A 17,876-nucleotide genomic window follows, 5' to 3' on the forward strand; every position below is an offset into this window, starting at 1 on the left:
TTTCCAACATTCTTTCATCATGTCGTCTATGAAACAATACACTTCGGTGATATAGTCTTCCGTGAGCATGCTTGAATACCTTTCTAAGTTGGTTGCAGCTAACCTAACTTAATCGATATTTCGGCTATTAATAGCCCAAGCATGCTCTTTTTCGTTTTTTACCAATAAAACTTGCACACGGCGTATACAAGCGCCTTGCCCGTCGGAGACAGTGTGCGCTACAGCGCCCAGCTACCGGAGCCTGATTGGAAATCAGGCCGCGTAGCGCACAAGGTCTGCCGCCCGACAGGGCAGGCAGACCCGCCTGCCGCGAATGCGGCATGGCTCTTTGCCCGTCCTCGCGAAAATCCAATAAGGTCGCGGAACAACCTTGGAGTGCGGAGATTCATCTCCGCTTTCCAATCGCACAGCAGTCAAAACCGTCCTACCTCTCTTACTCATGCTGTTCGGGTTTACTGCATGGACGGTAGGTGTGCTTCTGTTCGAGCAACCCGAAAAGCGGCCCCATCAGCGTGGGACGGCAGATGAAATAACAGTGCTGTGTCCCCTTGGTCCGACAGTTGATCAATCCCGCCTCCCGCAGAATCTGCAAATGCTTGGAGAGGTTCGGCTGGGAGATGCCGAGCTTTATGCACGGCAATGTCACGCAACTCGGCCCATTGTGCAGAAACTGCAGAATCGCAATCCGGATCGGGCTGGCCAATGCTTTCAGCACTTTCTGGAGCTGCTCCGTATCCGTCAAATCCAATTCCGGTTCTTTCTCACCAATCATCCCTGCCTCCATTTTATTCCTGCAACGTTTTCTGCGAATGAGAAACCTGACCACAGAACAGCCGGAGCGGGGATGGCCCTCCGGCCGCCCCTGCCCCAGCTTGCGAATCAGGCCGCTTTACCTTCTATTTCTGTTTCAGCAGCTCATCAAGATGCTTCACATAAGCGGCGGCTCCGCCGCGCTGATAACCGGTACGGGCAATCACCTGACCATCCGGTTTCGCAAGAATCACGGTCGGAAATCCCTGCACGCCGTAATATTGCGCCAGCGTTTCATTCTGGCGTTTCAGCGCTTCGCTCTGCGGGATGTTCTGCGGGAAATCCAGCTTGAGCAATACGACATTCTTCTTCGCCCATTCCAGAAACTCCGGCTGCTCCATCACCTCCTGATCCAGCTTGATGCACCAGCCGCACCAGTCGGAACCGCTGAACGAAATCAACAGGTCTTTCTTTTCCTTTTCGGCCAATGCTTTCGCCGCCTTGAAATCAGTCATCCAACTCATTTCCCCCACCTCCTTCGCGGGAGCCGCCGCTGCCGCCTCCCTGTTGCTTTCTGCTTTCATCACCGTCGGACTGCCGCCGGCCGCCGCAAACGGACAACCGCCGTTCGCCACCGAAAACGCACCGATTCCGACCACCAGCGCCCCGACGCCAACCCATGCGCCGCCCGGCAGATACCATTTCCATTCAATCTTCTTCATAACTCTCCTCCTCCTTTTTCGGAACGAATATATTCCATTCCGGTTATATTCTATTATCAATATATAACCACATTGGAATATATCAAGAGACAAAAGAATTATTTTTGAGAAAAATTCCTGATTTTTTGGATATTATCTTGGAGAACATCTGTAATAACCGCGATCATGGTTCCGATCGAATACCAGCAGATAGCCGCCGCCGTTGCTTTGTCGATATTCCGAATACAGGCCATGTTCGACGAAAATATCCTCCGTTACAGCCTCGGCCCAGGTTTTCGCCGGCACCTTCAGCACCCTTATATGGAACAGGGTGGTAATTTCCCGGAGCGGTTGCGAGAAATGTTTCGACAACTCCCGGAACTCCTGCTCCGTGATATCGAAGTTGAAACTTTCCAGAGAATAGGAGCGGTGAAATGTGACATTCCGAACCGGATAACCACGCAGTTCATACACCGGCACTTTGAGTCCCTGCTCCGGATAAGTCTCCGAATACCAGATCGAAAACAGCCCGACAGGCAAAAGGGGAACGAAGCCCATCCAGCTCCAGCACAGAAAGATCGGCAAAGCCAATAACAGGCGAATCCGGTTGGACAATGCAATTTTCCTGACAGTCCAGCAAGTTGCCCATATGGTGCCGCCCAAGCAGGTCAAGAGGTAAGCCGGAAAAATCAGCCGGAACTTCCAACTCGCCAGAAGAATCAACACCACGATCCCTCCGACGCTCCAACCGATGAACCGCAAATAGTTCTTTTTCATCTTCCCACCGCGCAACCGGAAAAATCTTCGCACAATCGGTTCAGCAAACTACCACCACCTCCCGATTTCCTGCGGGAAGGAGCAGTGAAATGAAACGTCCCGCCGGTTCGAACCGGCGGGAACGGCATCGGCTGTTTTCGGATCAGTTCAGGTAGAAGACTTCCCGGAGTTCAGTACAGACCGGCGATTGATCCGGCTTGGTCTCCATGATGTCCGCCATGTGATCCCACCATTTTTTCATGATCTCTTTTTCCGGCAGAGAATCCGCGGAATTCGCATCGGTCAGCTTCTGCACCGCAAACAGCGTCAGCGTCTCCTCATCCAGAAAGATGGAATAGTCCGAAATCCCCGCCGCCTTCAGTTCCCGGCAAAGTTCGGGCCAGATCGCGTCGTGCCGCTTCTTATATTCTTCGCAACACCCCTTGAACAACTTCATCTTGAACGCCACTCGCCGCATAATCCTTCTCCCGTTTCATTTGATTGAAAACCAGTTTCGAAGTTCCCTGTCTTATATTATAAACGATTTGCAGCCGGAATGCCAAGCACCCGAACGAAAAAAACGGCATTTTTCAGCCGCCCTGCGGCAAGGCGGCGCAAAACTCCGCAACTTCCGCTTCCACAACCGTTCCTCGGCTTGCATTCCCGCGACAAGCTGTTATATTGATGATGGAATTCCAACGCGTCTTTGCATTTAACGATGAATGGAACCGCCATGGAAGAACATAATTCAGTGGAGTTTACACTTTATTCGCCACTATCGCCCCCGGAACTGCTCGAACATATCAGGGCGAACACTTATTCCTGCTATATCGCCGCCTCATTCGGAACGCTGAAAAACGCCGATTACACATTCATCGTCCAATCGGAAAGCGACAATGAAATTATTTTGCAACCGGTAGGTTTCCTCAGAAATTCCGAGCAGCCGAATTTACTTCTGAAACTGTATCAGAGAGAGATTGGCGAAGGAACCGATATTGAAGTCTTTGTCCTCAGACAAAAGATAATCTGGCCGGTCCTTATCGTCTGCCTTGCGGGACTCCTGTTCGGCGGACTGATTCATTTTCTGGTAATTCTGCTGATCCCGATTGGGTTGCTTGTCCTCATCACCTGTCAAGGAATTGCGGAAAGCGAAATACCACAACTCAAAGAATCGCTGACCGAACTCCTGAAAATCAGATCATGATAACCAGGAAGAAATAATTTCACAAAGCGGAATTATTTTACTTACCCGTATTTAGACGATTTAAGCTGTAATCAAAGGGGAAATTTGAGCAAAAAAAATGGTCGGGGTGAGAGGATTTGAACCTCCGGCCTCTGCGTCCCGAACGCAGCGCTCTAGCCAGACTGAGCCACACCCCGACATTAAGTCGATATCCGTTTACCGTTCAAGCAACGCTCTTCCGGTGTCAACACTTCCTAATATACATGCGAACACCGGAAAAGCAAGCTCAAATTCACGCGTTTTTCAAAGAAATCACAACTTTTTTGAACGCACCCTCTCCTTCCGATTCCGTGACGATATCCGGATCGTTCTGCAAGGTCACGTGAATGATGCGACGATCATGGGCGTTCATTTCCGGAAGTTTCACCGCTTCTCCCCAACGCTTGACCTCCTTGGCCGCGTCCAGAGCCTGCTTTTCCAGCTGCTCCGCAGAACTGCGTTCACCTTCTCCGTCCCGGAAACGCCGGCGCTCCCGGCGCTCACGCGGCTGGCGCTCGTGCCGTTCCTCGCTCTCCTCGCCACTCTCCTCTCCTCCTTCGGCACGCGGAACGCGGGCTTCACGCTCGCCTTTCGCATAACCGTCGATGTCCAGCAGCACGTGCGGGAATTCTTCATTCTCCTTGAACATGATACGGTTCAGCAACAGTTGCAGGCTGTCCAGAGTCTGCCCTTTGCGTCCGATAATGCGCCCCGCATCCTCCGATGCGATTTTCACCGCAATCTTGGTCCCCTTCTCTTCTACCCGGAAGGTTCCGGTCAGGCCGAGGTAATCGAACATCGTCGCCAGAGTCTTGACGATCTTTTCCTGCTGTTCTTCGAATTTTCCGTTTTCCGACATTGTCTTTTCCTTTATCTTAAAAATAAAACCAAATCCGCGGTCCGTTGGGGCTCAATTGGCATTCTTGATCGGCACCGCTGCAACGGGATGAGCTTTTTGCTGCAACTTCAACTGAATGATACTGAAGAAGTTGCTGACAGTCCAGTACAGCGTCAGGCCCGAAGGCAGGTCGTACAGGAAAATCAACATCACCACCGGCATCATCAGCATCATCTTTTTCTGCATCGGATCCATCGCCATCGGCGTCATCCGCTGCTGAATCATCATCAGCGCGGTCATCATCAGCACCAGAGGATTGATCGGCAGATCATAAAAATAGAGCGGAATCTTCGCAACCGTATCAGCCGCCGCAAGATCCTTCGCCCACAGGAACGACACCTGACGCAACTGCACCGCTCCATCCAGCGTCGCATACAGCGCGAAAAACACCGGAATCTGCAACAGGATCGGCAGGCAACCGCCGAACGGGTTGACCTTCTCCTCGCGGTAAAGCTCCATCATCTTGCTGTTCAGCAGTTGCGGATTGTCTTTGTATTTTTCGCGCAGCGCCGCAATCTTCGGCTGAACCGCCTGCATCTTGCGCATCGAGGCGTTGGCCTTGGCCGTCACGGGGTAGAACAGCAGCCGGACCATCAGCGTCAGAATGATGATGCTGACCCCGTAGGAACCGCAGAAACCGTGCAGTTGCACCAGCACCCACAGCAGCAGCCTCGCCAGATAATCCAGCGGCCCCCAGGCAAGGTGCATCATCCGGTTGGTCGAAGGCTCAAACGCCTCCAGCAGCTGCGTCATCTTCGGGCCGGAATAGTAACGGAAAGCCACGCTTTTGCTCTCTCCGGCATTGAGCATCATCGCCGGAAGGCGTGCACCCACGGTCGGAATGTAGACCTTATCCTTACCCCTCATCTGCATCGTACGCCCCTGAAAGAGCTGAAACGGCTCCTTCGCGGTCAGGATCACGCCGAAGTATTTATTGCTGATGCCGGCCCAATCTACCATCGGCGCGGGATTCTGAAAATAATCGGCATCGTCCTTTTTGTCAGCCTTGATGTCATAGAAGCTGCCGTCGGCGGTTTCAAAATCCATCCGATGGGACGGTGTGCGCATCTTGTCGCCGGAAATCATCGCCCAGGCGGCAAGGTCGCCGCCATTCATGATCAACTGATTCAACACCAGCGGACGGCGGGCAAGGTTGGTGATCTGAAAGGAACAGTCAGTCTCATATCCCGTCGCGCCGATCTCCCAAACCTGACTCAGCAGAAAATCATCGCCGCCGATGGTCTGAATGCGCCGATCAAGCAGATAGCGGGATTGGCCGTCGGAACCCGGTTCCACCCGGTTCTTGACCACCTGGGTCACCACCCACGGAACTCCGGCCTGATAAAGCGATAACGCCCCCTGCGACGAGAAGGATTGATCCAGTACAATCCGTGCATCGCGGGCGGCGTTCTGATAATGCTCCAGCGTGATGGAGCGAATCGATCCGCGGACCGGATCGAAAGAGAGAACCATATCCTTGTTTTTCAGCTCCACCGGCGGAAGAGGCGAAACCTGAACCAATGCCTCCTGCGTCTTTTTCTCCGGCACGGCAGGTTCGACAGCCGGAACGGCGGAAACCGGGACTTCAGTATTCGGCTGAGGCGCGGCAGCCGGAACGGCGGAAACCGGGACTTCAGTATTCGGCTGAGGCGCGGCAGCCGGAGCTGCGGCGGCCGGCGGAACGGGAGCGGCGGACCAGCCCATATAACGCGAGAAAGGCTCCCAACCGAACAACACCACACAGCAGACCGCAATCGCGATCAGCGTCTCTTTATCGAATTTCACGTTTCAACCTTAATCCATAAATTTGAGGAAGCCGTCGGACCCCTGTCCCGTCCTGCGCCTCCAGAGTGTTCGCCGCACGGCCGACCTGATGCAGCCCTGTTCCGCAATCAGCGGCGGGCATCCGGATGTTCGGCGGGGCGTTCGCATTTCTTCCGGGGTGGCGGAACCGGATCCAATCCCCCCCTGCAAAACGGCTGACAACGCAACAGACGCCAGATTGTCAGCCCGGCCCCCCGCCAGAAGCCGTGAACCCGCAACGCTTCGACCGCATAACAGGAACAGGTCGGCTCGAAACGGCAACAGTTCGGCAACAGCGGGGAAATGGTCCATTGATAGACCCTGATGATTGCAATCAGCACTCCGGCGGCGACTCCGCCGGCCCGGCCGGAATCAACCCCGCTTTGGCCAACAGACCGGCCATTTCGCGGGTGACATCCTGCCGCTTGTACTTCTCCATGCGGCGGCGCGGAATCAGAACCAGCCGGACAACCGGCAGATACTCCTTCAACAGCCGAAAGCTCTCCCAGCACAACCGGCGCGCCCGGTTGCGTTTCACGGAGAGCAGACTGTATTTCCTGCCGCATATCACCCCGCACCGAAGGAGATCATCCGGGGCCGGCGCATACACCAGCAGCATACTTGGCCCCACCAGCTTGGTACCATCGAGTCGAACCTGATCGAATTCCGATTTGAACCGCAGTTTATCCGGTTTTCTCAGCTGTCTTTTCACGATCCGACCCAAATACAGACATCCGGCATCACCGCCGAACGAAATCAGACGAAAAATGAGAAAAAATTACGCGGTCAGCTTCGCGCGGCCCTTCTGGCGGCGGCGCTTGATGACCAGACGGCCGGCTTTGGTGGCCATGCGGGCAAAAAATCCGATACGACGCTTGCGGCGGCGGTTGGAGGGCTGAAAAGTTCTTTTCATTTTCTCTTTCCTTTTCTCTATTTATGTAGCACTAAGCAAAATTGTTCAAATTACGAAGTCTTTAAAATACATGCGTTTTCCGCATATTCAAGTCATTGTACGTGAAAAAGGGCGCATTTATCACTTGGTAAGCTCAAGGGCCGTCACTTTCACTACCGGCGTTTTCCACGTGGGAACGGAATACGCGCGCCCCGTCACCTTCACGTTCCTTTCCACCGCGCTTTTCAGAAGCGCCGCATCACTGCTACACACGAAGCAGCTTTTCACATACTGCCCCTTCGCGTCGAGCTTCATCACCGCGTACTTGACCGCCTCAACCGTAGTATTCGGAATCTCAACCATGTAACCGGCGGCGGTGATTTCAGTGGACTTTGACAGATCGACGCCGAGCTTCTTTAACTGTTCATCCAGTTGATCCGGCTCCGCCGCTTTTTCCACCTCTTTGGGCGCCTCAACCGGGGCCCTGACCGCCTCCGGGGCCTTCTTCACTTCAACCGGAGCGGCCGGGGCCTTCTTTTCCCCTGCCGGCGCCGTCTTCACCTCCGCCGGAGCCTCCGGGGCCTTTTCGAGCGGGCGCACATCGACGGCGGCGGCTTTTGCCGCTTCCGGCGCGGCAGGCTTTTCCGCCTCGGCCGGCTTGGCGGCTTCAGACTCCTTCACCGGTTCCGCCGCCTTCACGTAGTTTTTGGCTGTATAGACCCTCAACGAGGCCGGGGGTTCGATTTTCGCCCAGCCGAGCGGAGTCTCCAGCAACACCTTCACCTTCGTCCCCGCCGGAAGCAGGCCGTAGGCGGCAGCATGACGGTCCATCGCGGTGCGCATTTTGACCGGAGACAGCACCTTGCCGTCACGCAGATAGACCGCCGACACATAGACCGGCGTCCTGTCGGGCGCGGAAATCTCATAAAAATCGCCGACCGTACCGAGAATATCCACTTTCGTCCCGTGGGGAAGCTTGGCGACGACCACGGATTTCAGTTCCGGTTTGAGCCGGACATTGAGCAGGTCCGCGGTAACGGTACCTTCCGTTCCGGCGGTGGCGATCAGGCCGGTACCGCAGAAGGCGGCAAACAGCAGAGCTTTCAGTTCGCTTTTCATTTTCTGGCGCTATCCTTCTATTTAAAATTGAAATTTCCCGAATTCGTGGTAAATTCACTTGCGTGCATGTGTTAATATACAATTTTTATGGAGAGGTACAAATAAAAATGAAAAAAAATCTGATTTTGTCGTTGTTCGCCGCGATGACCGCGCTCTGTCTGGCCGGTTGCGCAACGGCGGACACGGCTTCCCGTCCGGAGCAGCCGCTGCCGCTGACCGGAACGGTATGGATTCCGCAATTTCTCTCCAATCAGGACAAGGCCGGGCTTTCCGATGACGCGGTGGTGCGGCTGGTCATCGCTGCGGACGGACGGTGCAGCGGCGCGGCCGGCGACAACTATTTCTTCGGCCATGCCGATGTCACGGAGCCGGACGGCATCCGTTTCGACCGGATCGTGCTGACCCGGCGCTCCGGCCCGAACCAGCAATATGAGCAGAATTTTGTGGCGATGCTCAATCTGGCCCGTCACTATTCCATCCGGGGCGATACGCTGACGCTCTGCGGCGAAAATAAAACGCCGCTGGCGACCTTCCGCGGCACCGTCCCCCATAATTACTGATCAACAAGGAGTCAATTGTCATGAAGAAAGTAATGCTCACTCTTTCCGCGACAGTCGCAGCCGCATTTTTCTCCGGCTGTATCTGCACGGAAACCACCACCGTTCCCGAGGTGAAAATCGCCGGAGAGGAAGAGGCGGCCCCCGGGACAAAGAACGTCGAAAAGAAGCCTGCCGAGCCCAAACCGGCAGAGAAGAAACCGGCCGCCGAAGCCAGGCCTGCCGAAGTTAAGCCCGCGGAGAAAGAAACGGCCGTAACGAAGCCGGTCGAAAAGAAACCCGCTCCCGCCCCGAAACCGGCAGAGAAGAAACCCGCTCCCGCCCCGAAACCGGTCGAGAAGAAGCCCGCCGCTCCGGCGGAAACACCGCTGATTCTGACCGACACGGTCTGGACGCCGGTATCGCTGTACAATCAGGGAGATGTGAAGCTGACCAAGGGCACCACGGTCTGGTTCCGGATCCATCCCGGCAAGGATATCGTCGGCATGAGCGGCGTCAACCGTTTCTCCGCCCCCGCCGAAATCCCGGCGCCGGGCAAGCTCAAGTTCGGGCTGATGATCTCCACGCTGATGGCCGGACCGGAAGCGAACATGAAGTACGAGTCGCTGTTCCTGAACGCCCTGAACCGCACCAAGAGCTATGAAATCACCGGCCGCGAGCTGAAGTTGTTCGGCGCGGACGGCAAAGTGCTGATGAACTGCGTTCAGGCCGGGCCGGGCGTGGGAGAGGACGCTTCCAGCAAATGAGCGCCGCCCTGGATGGATTCCTGCAATATCTGCGGGTGGAACGAAACGCTTCCTCGCACACCGTCGAAGCATACCGCAGCGATATTCTGGAATTCCTCCGGCGGGTGATGGAAGCGGACGAATCGTTCAACGCCTGGAGTCAGGTGGAGCGTAACCAGGCGCGCCGGTTCGTCAGCTCCCTGTTTGAAGCGGGCGATTCCAAACGCTCGATCCAGCGCAAGCTTTCCGCCCTGCGCAGCTTCTTCCGCTACATGATGCGCATGGAGCTGCTCGGGGACAACCCCTTCCTGAAGCTGCCGCCGATCAAGGCGGATCAGCCGCTGCCGCTGGTAATGAGCATCAACCAGATCGACCTTCTGACCAAAGCGGTCGGGGAATACTGGGAGATGGCCGCCGCCAACGGCATCTCCAAATCGGACGAAGCCGCCGAATTCGCCGCGGCCCGGGATCTGGCGATGGTCGAAGTCATCTACTCCGGCGGACTCCGCATCAGCGAAACCACCGGGCTTGACATGGGGGATATCGACCTGATCGGCGGCATCGCCCGCGTCCGCGGCAAAGGGAAAAAGGAGCGGATCGCCGTTCTGGGGCGCCCCTCCCAAAAGGCACTGCGGAACTATTTCAAACTGCGGTCCACCGTCGGCGGCGGACGCGCCCCCGGTTCCCCGGTTTTCCTGAACAAATTCGGCAAGCGCCTGACCCCGCGTTCCTTTCAGCGCAATCTGAAAAATTACCTGATCGCCGCCAACCTCCCCCCCGACTTGACGCCGCACAAGCTGCGCCACTCCTTCGCGACCCACCTGCTGGATGCCGGAGCCGACCTGCGCAGCGTCCAGGAGATGCTCGGGCATGAAAACCTGAGCACCACCCAGATTTACACCCACGTCAGCGCCGAGCGCATGAAGGAAGTCTACAAAGAAGCCCATCCCCGCGCCAAATAACAAGACAGCGGGAATTTCGCCCTCCGGGTGAAGCATTCTGTTCGCTCCCAAGGGCGAAATCCTCAGTTTATTCTTCGTGGCGGATCACGGTATTTCCGTAGTTGAGAGAGTTGTCGAGATATTCGCGGACATAGGCGCATTGCCCTTCGGCGAGTTCCAGTAATTTCTGTGCGGCGACACAGCCGATCCGTTCGGTGGGCTGGGTGATGCAGGACCATTCGATCACGCCGGAATCCAGCGGATCATCCAGCCGCAGGCCGGCGACTGAAAGCCTGGCCGGCACCTCAATGCCGAGCTGGGGCAGCAGCGTGTAGGCCTTATCCAGCTCTTCACCGCCGATGAAAAGCGCGGTCGGGGATTCGAGTCGCGCAAACAGCCGGGTCAATGCGTTCTTGATCGTTGAAATCTCAGCGTCGGGCAGGTCGAGCACGTATTCCGGATAGGGATCGATGCCGTGTTTGTTGTGGATGTCGTAAAAGGCGCGAAGACGTTCGCGGTGACTGTCCACCGCCCGGTTCAGCACCCCCATGTAGGCGATCCGGCGGTGGCCGAGACAGAGCATATAATCGACCAGCTCGTAGACCGCTTCGTAGTTGCGGGTGGTCACGAAGTTGACCGAATCGTCCGTCGAACCGTTCGCAAGCAGGATAAAGGGGATTCCGGACTTCCGGAGCTTCGTGCAGAAGGGGTTCTCCGCGGCGACGTTGCAGATCAGCAGCCCCGCGAGTGAATTGCTGGCGTAGTGGCAGTAAAGCTCCTCCGGAGTAAGCCCGGCGAGCCGTTCCCCGTCGATCAACACCAGGTCTCGTCCGGCCAGGAACGCCTGCCGGCAGGCGCCGTTCAGCAGCCGGGCGGTAAAGGGGGCCATCAACGGCCCCTGCCGGAGCAGGAAGGTGACCACGCCGATCGCGCTGCCGGTCTGGCGGCGCTGCTGCGGCACGAAATTGTATTTCTTGATGATTTCGAGCACCCGGTCGGAGGTCTCCCGGGAAATGCTGCCGCTGTTGTTGATGATCTTCGACACGGTGGCCGTGGAGACTCCCGCCTCTTTGGCAACGGTGTAGATGGAGACGCGCTTACTCATGGAGTTCCTCCGCGCCGCCCAGGTTTTCGGGGGTGGCGGCGATATCGACGATCGTGCCGAGTTCGACCGAACCGGCGGGAACCCGGACGGCAAGGTAATTGTCGCTCCAGCCGCGCGCCAGCCCGTCCCGCCCGACGGTTTCAAAGATCACCGGCAGCACCTGCCCGAGCTGCGATTCGACGAATTTCCGGCGCGATGCTTCCGCGACCTCTTTCAGCTTCCGGTAGCGGAGCTTCGCAACCTCCGGCGGAATCCTGCCCGGAAGTGACGCGGCGGGCGTTCCCGAGCGCGGCGAATAGGTGAAAATATGCAGATTGGCGAACGCCATTTGCTCCACAAAGGCGAGCCCGTCCGCGAAATCCTCCTCCGTTTCGCCGGGGAAGCCGAGGATCAGGTCGCTGCCGAGGTGGATCCCCGGAATTTTTTCGCGGGCGATGCGGGCGAATTCCGCATAATCCTCGCGGCGGTAGTGGCGGTTCATCGCCTTCAGAATCCGGTTGCAGCCGTTCTGCAGCGCGAGATGCAGAAAACGGCAGACTTTCGGTTCGGAAGCCATCACCTCCAGCAGGCCGATGTTGTGCGGATGGGGTTCGGTCGAACTCAGCCGGACCCGGAAATTTCCGTCGATCCGGCACACCTCGCGCACCAGCGCGCCGAGGTCGCGCCCCGCGTCGAAGTAAGCGCAGGTGTTCACCCCGGTCAGCACCAGCTCCGGGTAGCCCGCCGCCACCGCCTGACGGCAGTCGGCCAGCACTTCGTCGAAGCTGCGCGACCGTTCCGGGCCGCGCGCATAAGGTACGATGCAGTAGGAACAGAAGTTGTTGCATCCCTCCTGAATCTTCAGGAATGCCCGGCTGCGGAACGGAAAACGCGAAATCGCCTCCTCGTGAAACGCCTGGACCGGCTCATTCAGGCTGGCGGCTTTGCCGCCGAGCTCATGCCGGCCGGCCAGATAGTCGAGGATCAGTTCGCTGATGCCGCGCTTTTCCGGATTCGACAATACCACGCTTGCCGCGCCGTCTTTCAGATAGGCGTCCCGGTCCAGTTCGGCGCTGCACCCGGTCACCACGATCAGCGCCCCCGGGTAGGAGGCCCGGAATTTGCGGACCGCCTGGCGGCTCTTGCGTGCCGCCTCGGCGGTCACGGTACAACTGTTCACCACGACCAGATCGACCGAATCGACGGACTGCACCACCGAGTAACCGGCCTTCTCCAGCCGGTCCACCAGCAACGCGCTGTCCGCGCTGTTCAGGCGGCAGCCGAGCGTATGTAGAATCGCATATTTCTTCAAGGTAAAGGTTTCCTTCGTTTGTTAACTATACCTCGAAACGCCCTTTTTTGCAACCGGACAGGCTGAATTTCTTGCACGATTCACACTCCGGGGATATATTAACAGCCAGAATCGTAAATTCCGTCAAAAGGGGAAATTATGCCGAGAAGCGATTATATCAGCGACAATCTGGTGAACATCCGGGACCGCCTCAAGCAGAACTACGCCAAGACCGCCGAAGCCGCGACCGAAAAACCGGAAGCCGTTTCCGACACTCCGCCCGTTCCGGCTCCCGCACCTCTGAGCACCCGTACTCCCGCTTTTCCCCACGCCGGCAGGAATGAGGAGCTTGAACGCGCCCGCCGCGATCTCGAAGGCCGGCTGCTGCGCGACATCGCCGCCACCACTGCCGAACTCGAACAGGAGCGCATCCGCCGCCAGGAACTGGAGAAATTCCTCGCCGTCCTGAACCGCAACCATACCGAATTCCAGCAGCTCGGCAACAGCGGCGATCCGGATTTCGCCCGCAAACTGGAACGGCTTCGCGGCGAATATTTTCAGGCGGCCGGGCGGGTCAGCGCTTTTGAACTGCGCCGCAATTCCGGCGGCGGCATCAGCCCGGCTGACGCCGACCCCAAACGCTTCGGACGGCTGATGTTCGAAGCGCTTCCCCTGATGATCGCGCTGATCGCCGGGGCGCTGATCGTCGCCGCCGCACTGCTGATCATCTTCCTGTAGAACCGCTGCCGGCGCGGGCGAGTTCGGTGAAGCGGTCGCCGCGTTCTTTGTAGTCTTTGAACATATCCATGCTGGCGCAGGCGGGGGAGAGCAACATGATGTCGCCCGGCACGGCGTTTTTCAGCGCGGTGTCGAAGGCGAGCCTGAAATCGCAGCCGCAGTCGGCGGCCGGGAATGCGTCGCCGATGGCGGCGGCGATCCGGGCGCGGCACTCGCCGAAAAGCGCGGCGAACTTGATCCGGTGCGCCTGGGAGGCGAGCGAAGAAAAATCCATTCCTTTGTCCAAACCGCCGAGCAGTATTACGATGTTGGGGCTTCCCGGATCGGGCAGGCTGTTCAGCGCGGCGATCACCGAGGCCGGATTGGTCGCCTTGGAGTCGTTGATGAAGGTGATGCCGTGCCGGACCGCCACGGTTTCCAGCCGGTGGCGGCCGGGCGCGAAGGTTTCGACGGCCCGGGTGAATTCCGGGGCGAACAGTTGACCGGCCGGCACAACGCGCAGCACCAGTTCCACCGCCGCCGCCAGATTTTCGCGGTTGTGGGGGGCATCCAGCCGGGTTTCGGTCAGGTCGACCAGCGGCTTGCCGTCCACGAGCAGCTCATGGCCCTCCACAGTCACCCGGCGGCCGACCGGCAGCGTCATCGAGAGGCCGAAAAGCTGGTTTTCAGCCGGAACCGACTGGAAGATGCGGAACTTGACCAGTTTGTATTCGGCCAAGCCGCCCGCGTAGCGGTCGATATGGTCGGACTCCAGATTGAGCAGCACCGCCGCAACCGGCGCGAAATCGCGAATCCGTTCCAGCTGGAACGAGCTGACTTCGACCACCGGCAGCGTTTCCGGTCCGAGCCTGCCTTCGAGCATATCGCACGCGATATCCGAGAGCGGCAAGCCGATGTTGCCCGCCGGAACCGCCTTGACGCCGAGTGCCTGCAGCAGATGACAGGTCAACTCGGTCGTGGTGGTTTTGCCGTTGGTGCCGGTCACCGCCAGCAGGCGGCGCGGAGCCGGAAGCGCACGGTAGCCGAACTCCAGTTCGCTGATCAGCTCCGCTTCTCCCGCCTCGACCCGGCGCATTGCGGCCCGGTAGAGCGGCGAGCTCAGCGGTTTCACGCCGGGGCTGGCGACGATCAGGGGATAACCGGCGACGGCCTGCCCGGCATCAACCTCCGGTCCATCCGAAATCATCACCGGCTCCAGCCCGATCCGGCGGGCCAGCCGGACCGCCGCGCGGCCGGAAAGACCGCCGCCCAAAACCAGACACTGTTCCATTGTTGCGCCTCCTGTAACCGGTGTCGGAACGCAATGCGCCGCACCGTAAAAATCCCGTTGCTTTTCCTTATAATATACTTGATATTTGGGCCGCCGCAAGTTATATTTCATATTCATTGCACATGGCGGAAACAGAGCCGGTGCGACACCCTTTGACAGATGGATTCATCCTTTTTACAGATAGAGAGACGTTCATGAACACCTACCCGAAATACCGCTATCCCGAACCGGTGAAAATCGAAAACCGGCAGTGGCCGGACCGGATTCTGACCCAGCCGCCGGTATGGGCCTCCGTCGACCTGCGCGACGGCAATCAGGCGCTGCCCGAACCGATGGGCCCGGAGCACAAGCTCGAATATTTCAACATGCTGGTCGGCATCGGCTTCAAGGAGATCGAAGTGGCGTTCCCATCCGCTTCGGCGGATGATTTCAACTTCGTCCGGATGCTGATCGAGCGAAATCTGATCCCTGACGATGTCCGCATTTCAGTGCTCACCCAGGCTCGCAGGCACCTGATCGACAGGACGATCGAATCGCTGCGCGGCGTGAAGCACGCGATCGCGCACTGTTATGTGCCCACCTCCGACCTGCACGGCCGTTTCGTGTTCAACCACAACCGTGAGGAGGTCAAGCAAATGGCCGTCGACGGTACGCGGATGGTCAAGGAGGCGATCGAGCGCGAAGGGCTGTGGGGCAAGGTCGCCTATGAATTTTCGCCGGAGGAGTTTACCGACAGCGACCTCGATTTCGTGGTGGAGGTCTGCTGTGCGGTCAAGGAAGTCTGGGGGCCCTCCACGCCGGACATGCTGATTCTCAATCTGCCGGCCACCGTCGAGCGCCGTCCGCCCAACCAGTATGCGGACATGATCGAGCTTTTCTGCCGGAAATTCCCGTACCTCAATGAAGTCGGCCTGAGTCTGCACGCCCACAACGACCAGGGCTGCGCGGTGGCGGCGACCGAGCTGGCGCTGCTGGCGGGGGCGACGCGGGTGGAGGGAACGGTTTTCGGCCACGGCGAACGGACCGGCAATCTCGATGTTTCGGTGCTGGCGCTGAACATGGAGTCGCGCGGCGTCAGGACCGGGTTGAACTTCTCGAATATGCCGGAAATCGTGCGGATCGTCGAGCGGAATTCCGGCATCGAGGTGCATCCGCGCCATCCCTATGCGGGGGATCTGGTGTTCACCGCGTTCTCCGGTTCGCATCAGGATGCGATCCGCAAAGGCTTTGAGCACCGTGCCGAAATCAGCGAGTTCTTCCGGCAGGGCTGGAAGATTCCGTATCTGCACCTCGATCCGGCCGATCTCGGCCGTCAGTATGAGAAACTGATCCGGATCAACAGCCAGTCCGGCAAGGGCGGCGTGGTCTATGTGCTGGAGAAGGAGTTCGGCGTCTATCCGCCCAAGACCATGCACCCGGAGATCGGCGCGGTCGTGCAGAAAGTGGTCGACGCGGAGGGCGGCGAAATCAATTCCGCCGACCTGAAGCGGATCTTCTACGACAATTTTGTGAATGCCGAAGGACCGTACCGGATGGAGAACTACCAGCGCGCTTCGGTCGGCGACCGTTCCGGCTCCAATTTCAGTTGGTTCATCAACGGCGAGAAGCACGAACTCTCCGGGCAGGGCAACGGGCCGCTGTCGGCGGTTGTGCATGCGCTGAAGAGTTCCGGGCTGATGCCGTTCTTCAAACTGGAGGACTTCTCGGAGCGCACGCTCGGCAAGGATGCCGACGCCAAAGCCCTCGCATTCGTCGGATTGCGCTGCGGCGAGGATTCGGAACACACCAGCCTGGTCTACGGCGCCGGCGAGCACTCCAACATCGACCGGGCCGCGATCGCCGCGCTGGTCAGCGCGATGAACCGGGCCGTCGCCTGCGGCGCGCTGAAGCGCCCGTGACGGCCACCCCTCAAAGAAAAGGAAGCTGCGAAAATGAATGAAGTGACGCGGGCGCGCCTGAAGCTGTTCGGCGCCATCCTGCTGGTTATTCTGCTGGCCCATGTGCTGATCATCACTTTGATCATGAAACATCATCCCGCTCCGGCGGAGGAGAGCCCGATCGGGACGGAACAGGTTGCAACCGCGGCGGCGGTTCAGACGGCGGTTCCGGCCTCTTCCGCCACCGCCCCCGTTCCGGTCAAGGAGGAAAAGAAGCCCGGCTTCTGGTCGCGGCTCTTCGGCGGCGGCCAAAAGAAGCAGGCTGCCGTCGCGCCTGCGCCCCCTCCCCCGCCGCCGGTCTACCGCTATAAGAAACCGACCGGCAATCCGAATTTCGAAAAACCGTTCAATTTTGCGACGGCGGTTCACGGCAACCTGCCGGCCAGTCAGGTCGTCGGCAGCGCCGGAGCCACTTCCGGCATCATGGTCGATCTTACCACCCGCAATGTGTTGTGGGAGAAAAATTCGACAGCCAAGGTTCCGATCGCTTCGATGGTCAAGATGATGACGCTGCTGGTCACATTTGAAGAGCTGGAAAAGAATCCGGCGATTTCGCTCGAATCCCCGGTGCAGATCACCAAAACCGCGCTGGCGGTGCCGCGCACCGGGGTGGTCTGGCTCGATCCGCGCGAAACCTTTCCGCTCTCCGACTTGTTGAAAGCGGTCACCATCAAGAGCGCCAATGACGCAGCGGTGCAGGTGGCCGAATTCATCGGCGGCGACGTGGACTCTTTTGTGAACAGGATGAACCTGCGGGCCCAGACACTCGGCATGACCAATTCACATTTCGTAAGCCCCTGCGGATTGCCGGATAAGAAAAAAGGCAACTCCCTGAGCTGCGCCCGCGATATGGTGGTTCTGGCGGAACAGCTGCTGGAATACCCCGATGTGATGCGCTGGAGCACCACCAAGCAGGATTTCATCCGCGAAGGCGAAAAGAAAACCATGCTGACCACCACCAACAAACTGGTGAACCCGCGCTGGCCCGGCGTTGACGGGCTGAAAACCGGCTTCATCAACGCTTCCGGTTACTGTCTGACCTTTTCGGTCCTGCGCGACGGACGGCGCATCGTCGGTTGTGTGACGGGCTTCAAAAGCGCCCGCGACCGCGACAGATTCAGCCGCAAGCTGATCGATTGGGGATACGCCCGCGCCGCCGCCCTTAAATAAACCTCCCCGCCGCAAGCAGCGG

At 58.3% G+C, this 17,876-nt stretch carries 20 protein-coding genes and 1 tRNA gene; 7 read left to right on the forward strand and 14 right to left on the reverse strand.

The window, feature by feature from the left end; all coding sequences use genetic code 11:
- Positions 1–433: 433 nt before the first annotated feature.
- The 4 genes from C8D82_RS19010 to rhaM form a co-directional block, all read right to left on the reverse strand.
- A complete protein-coding gene (locus tag C8D82_RS19010; protein ID WP_165833201.1) occupies positions 434–772 on the reverse strand; it encodes an ArsR/SmtB family transcription factor in 339 nt (112 codons plus the stop codon).
- A gap of 124 nt (positions 773–896) precedes the next feature.
- Positions 897–1,472, reverse strand: coding sequence for a thioredoxin family protein (locus C8D82_RS19015; RefSeq protein WP_206212497.1), 576 nt, complete (start codon positions 1,470–1,472; stop codon positions 897–899).
- Positions 1,473–1,604: 132 nt separating this feature from the next.
- Positions 1,605–2,177 (reverse strand): hypothetical protein, encoded by a 573-nt coding sequence (locus C8D82_RS19020; RefSeq protein ID WP_133245297.1) that lies wholly within the window; start codon positions 2,175–2,177, stop codon positions 1,605–1,607.
- 193 nt (positions 2,178–2,370) lie between these two features.
- A complete protein-coding gene (gene rhaM, locus C8D82_RS19025; RefSeq protein WP_116885877.1) occupies positions 2,371–2,685 on the reverse strand; it encodes an L-rhamnose mutarotase in 315 nt (104 codons plus the stop codon).
- A gap of 255 nt (positions 2,686–2,940) precedes the next feature.
- Between rhaM and C8D82_RS19030 the strand changes: the two genes are divergently transcribed.
- Positions 2,941–3,411: a hypothetical protein gene (locus tag C8D82_RS19030; protein ID WP_116885878.1), complete on the forward strand. Its 471-nt coding sequence runs from the start codon at positions 2,941–2,943 to the stop codon at positions 3,409–3,411.
- A gap of 98 nt (positions 3,412–3,509) precedes the next feature.
- On the opposite strand, the gene C8D82_RS19035 is transcribed toward C8D82_RS19030, so the two are convergent.
- From C8D82_RS19035 to C8D82_RS19065, 7 genes are all read right to left on the reverse strand, one after another.
- Positions 3,510–3,587: transfer RNA gene (locus C8D82_RS19035), tRNA-Pro, on the reverse strand.
- A gap of 95 nt (positions 3,588–3,682) precedes the next feature.
- Complete coding sequence (locus C8D82_RS19040) at positions 3,683–4,288, reverse strand: Jag family protein (RefSeq protein WP_116885879.1); 606 nt, start codon at positions 4,286–4,288, stop codon at positions 3,683–3,685.
- A gap of 51 nt (positions 4,289–4,339) precedes the next feature.
- Entirely contained in the window at positions 4,340–6,112 is a 1,773-nt protein-coding gene (gene yidC / locus C8D82_RS19045) for a membrane protein insertase YidC (RefSeq protein ID WP_116885880.1), read from the reverse strand.
- 107 nt (positions 6,113–6,219) lie between these two features.
- Entirely contained in the window at positions 6,220–6,471 is a 252-nt protein-coding gene (gene yidD / locus C8D82_RS19050) for a membrane protein insertion efficiency factor YidD (protein ID WP_116885881.1), read from the reverse strand.
- Positions 6,465–6,842, reverse strand: coding sequence for a ribonuclease P protein component (gene rnpA, locus C8D82_RS19055; protein WP_165833202.1), 378 nt, complete (start codon positions 6,840–6,842; stop codon positions 6,465–6,467). The genes yidD and rnpA overlap by 7 nt, the downstream gene beginning before the upstream one ends.
- Positions 6,843–6,908: 66 nt before the next feature.
- Complete coding sequence (gene rpmH / locus C8D82_RS19060; protein ID WP_116885883.1) at positions 6,909–7,043, reverse strand: 50S ribosomal protein L34; 135 nt, start codon at positions 7,041–7,043, stop codon at positions 6,909–6,911.
- Positions 7,044–7,163: 120 nt separating this feature from the next.
- Positions 7,164–8,141, reverse strand: a complete 978-nt coding sequence (locus C8D82_RS19065) for an SH3 domain-containing protein (RefSeq protein WP_116885884.1) — start codon at positions 8,139–8,141, stop codon at positions 7,164–7,166.
- A 107-nt stretch (positions 8,142–8,248) separates the two neighbouring features.
- Between C8D82_RS19065 and C8D82_RS19070 the strand changes: the two genes are divergently transcribed.
- Genes C8D82_RS19070 through C8D82_RS19080 form a run of 3 tightly spaced genes read left to right on the forward strand, consistent with a single transcriptional unit; the run spans position 8,249 to position 10,385 of the window.
- On the forward strand, positions 8,249–8,701 hold the full coding sequence (locus C8D82_RS19070; protein WP_116885885.1) for an META domain-containing protein: 453 nt from the start codon (positions 8,249–8,251) through the stop codon (positions 8,699–8,701).
- 20 nt (positions 8,702–8,721) lie between these two features.
- The gene (locus C8D82_RS19075) at positions 8,722–9,444 is read left to right on the forward strand and encodes an META domain-containing protein (RefSeq protein WP_116885886.1); all 723 of its coding nucleotides are present in this window, start codon (positions 8,722–8,724) and stop codon (positions 9,442–9,444) included.
- The gene (locus C8D82_RS19080; protein ID WP_116885887.1) at positions 9,441–10,385 is read left to right on the forward strand and encodes a tyrosine recombinase XerC; all 945 of its coding nucleotides are present in this window, start codon (positions 9,441–9,443) and stop codon (positions 10,383–10,385) included. Before C8D82_RS19075 ends, C8D82_RS19080 begins: the two co-directional genes overlap by 4 nt.
- 67 nt (positions 10,386–10,452) lie before the next feature.
- Here C8D82_RS19080 and C8D82_RS19085 read toward each other — a convergent pair whose 3' ends face one another.
- Both C8D82_RS19085 and mtaB read right to left on the reverse strand, forming a co-directional pair.
- Positions 10,453–11,469 (reverse strand): LacI family DNA-binding transcriptional regulator, encoded by a 1,017-nt coding sequence (locus C8D82_RS19085; protein ID WP_116885888.1) that lies wholly within the window; start codon positions 11,467–11,469, stop codon positions 10,453–10,455.
- Positions 11,462–12,760 (reverse strand): tRNA (N(6)-L-threonylcarbamoyladenosine(37)-C(2))-methylthiotransferase MtaB, encoded by a 1,299-nt coding sequence (mtaB, locus tag C8D82_RS19090; RefSeq protein ID WP_116885889.1) that lies wholly within the window; start codon positions 12,758–12,760, stop codon positions 11,462–11,464. The genes C8D82_RS19085 and mtaB overlap by 8 nt, the downstream gene beginning before the upstream one ends.
- A 138-nt stretch (positions 12,761–12,898) precedes the next feature.
- Between mtaB and C8D82_RS19095 the strand changes: the two genes are divergently transcribed.
- On the forward strand, positions 12,899–13,477 hold the full coding sequence (locus C8D82_RS19095) for a hypothetical protein (protein WP_116885890.1): 579 nt from the start codon (positions 12,899–12,901) through the stop codon (positions 13,475–13,477).
- Here the strand turns inward: C8D82_RS19095 and murD are convergent.
- On the reverse strand, positions 13,464–14,747 hold the full coding sequence (murD, locus tag C8D82_RS19100) for a UDP-N-acetylmuramoyl-L-alanine--D-glutamate ligase (protein WP_165833203.1): 1,284 nt from the start codon (positions 14,745–14,747) through the stop codon (positions 13,464–13,466). The two genes, C8D82_RS19095 and murD, sit on opposite strands and share 14 nt — an antisense overlap.
- Before the next feature lie 194 nt (positions 14,748–14,941).
- On the opposite strand from murD, the gene C8D82_RS19105 reads away from it, so the two are divergent.
- Both C8D82_RS19105 and C8D82_RS19110 read left to right on the forward strand, forming a co-directional pair.
- Positions 14,942–16,645, forward strand: a complete 1,704-nt coding sequence (locus C8D82_RS19105; RefSeq protein WP_116885892.1) for a 2-isopropylmalate synthase — start codon at positions 14,942–14,944, stop codon at positions 16,643–16,645.
- Between the two features lie 33 nt (positions 16,646–16,678).
- Entirely contained in the window at positions 16,679–17,854 is a 1,176-nt protein-coding gene (locus tag C8D82_RS19110) for a D-alanyl-D-alanine carboxypeptidase family protein (RefSeq protein WP_116885893.1), read from the forward strand.
- The last annotated feature ends 22 nt before the right edge of the window (positions 17,855–17,876 follow it).

This window comes from Victivallis vadensis (assembly GCF_003096415.1).
Taxonomy (GTDB): Bacteria; Verrucomicrobiota; Lentisphaeria; order Victivallales; family Victivallaceae; genus Victivallis; species Victivallis vadensis.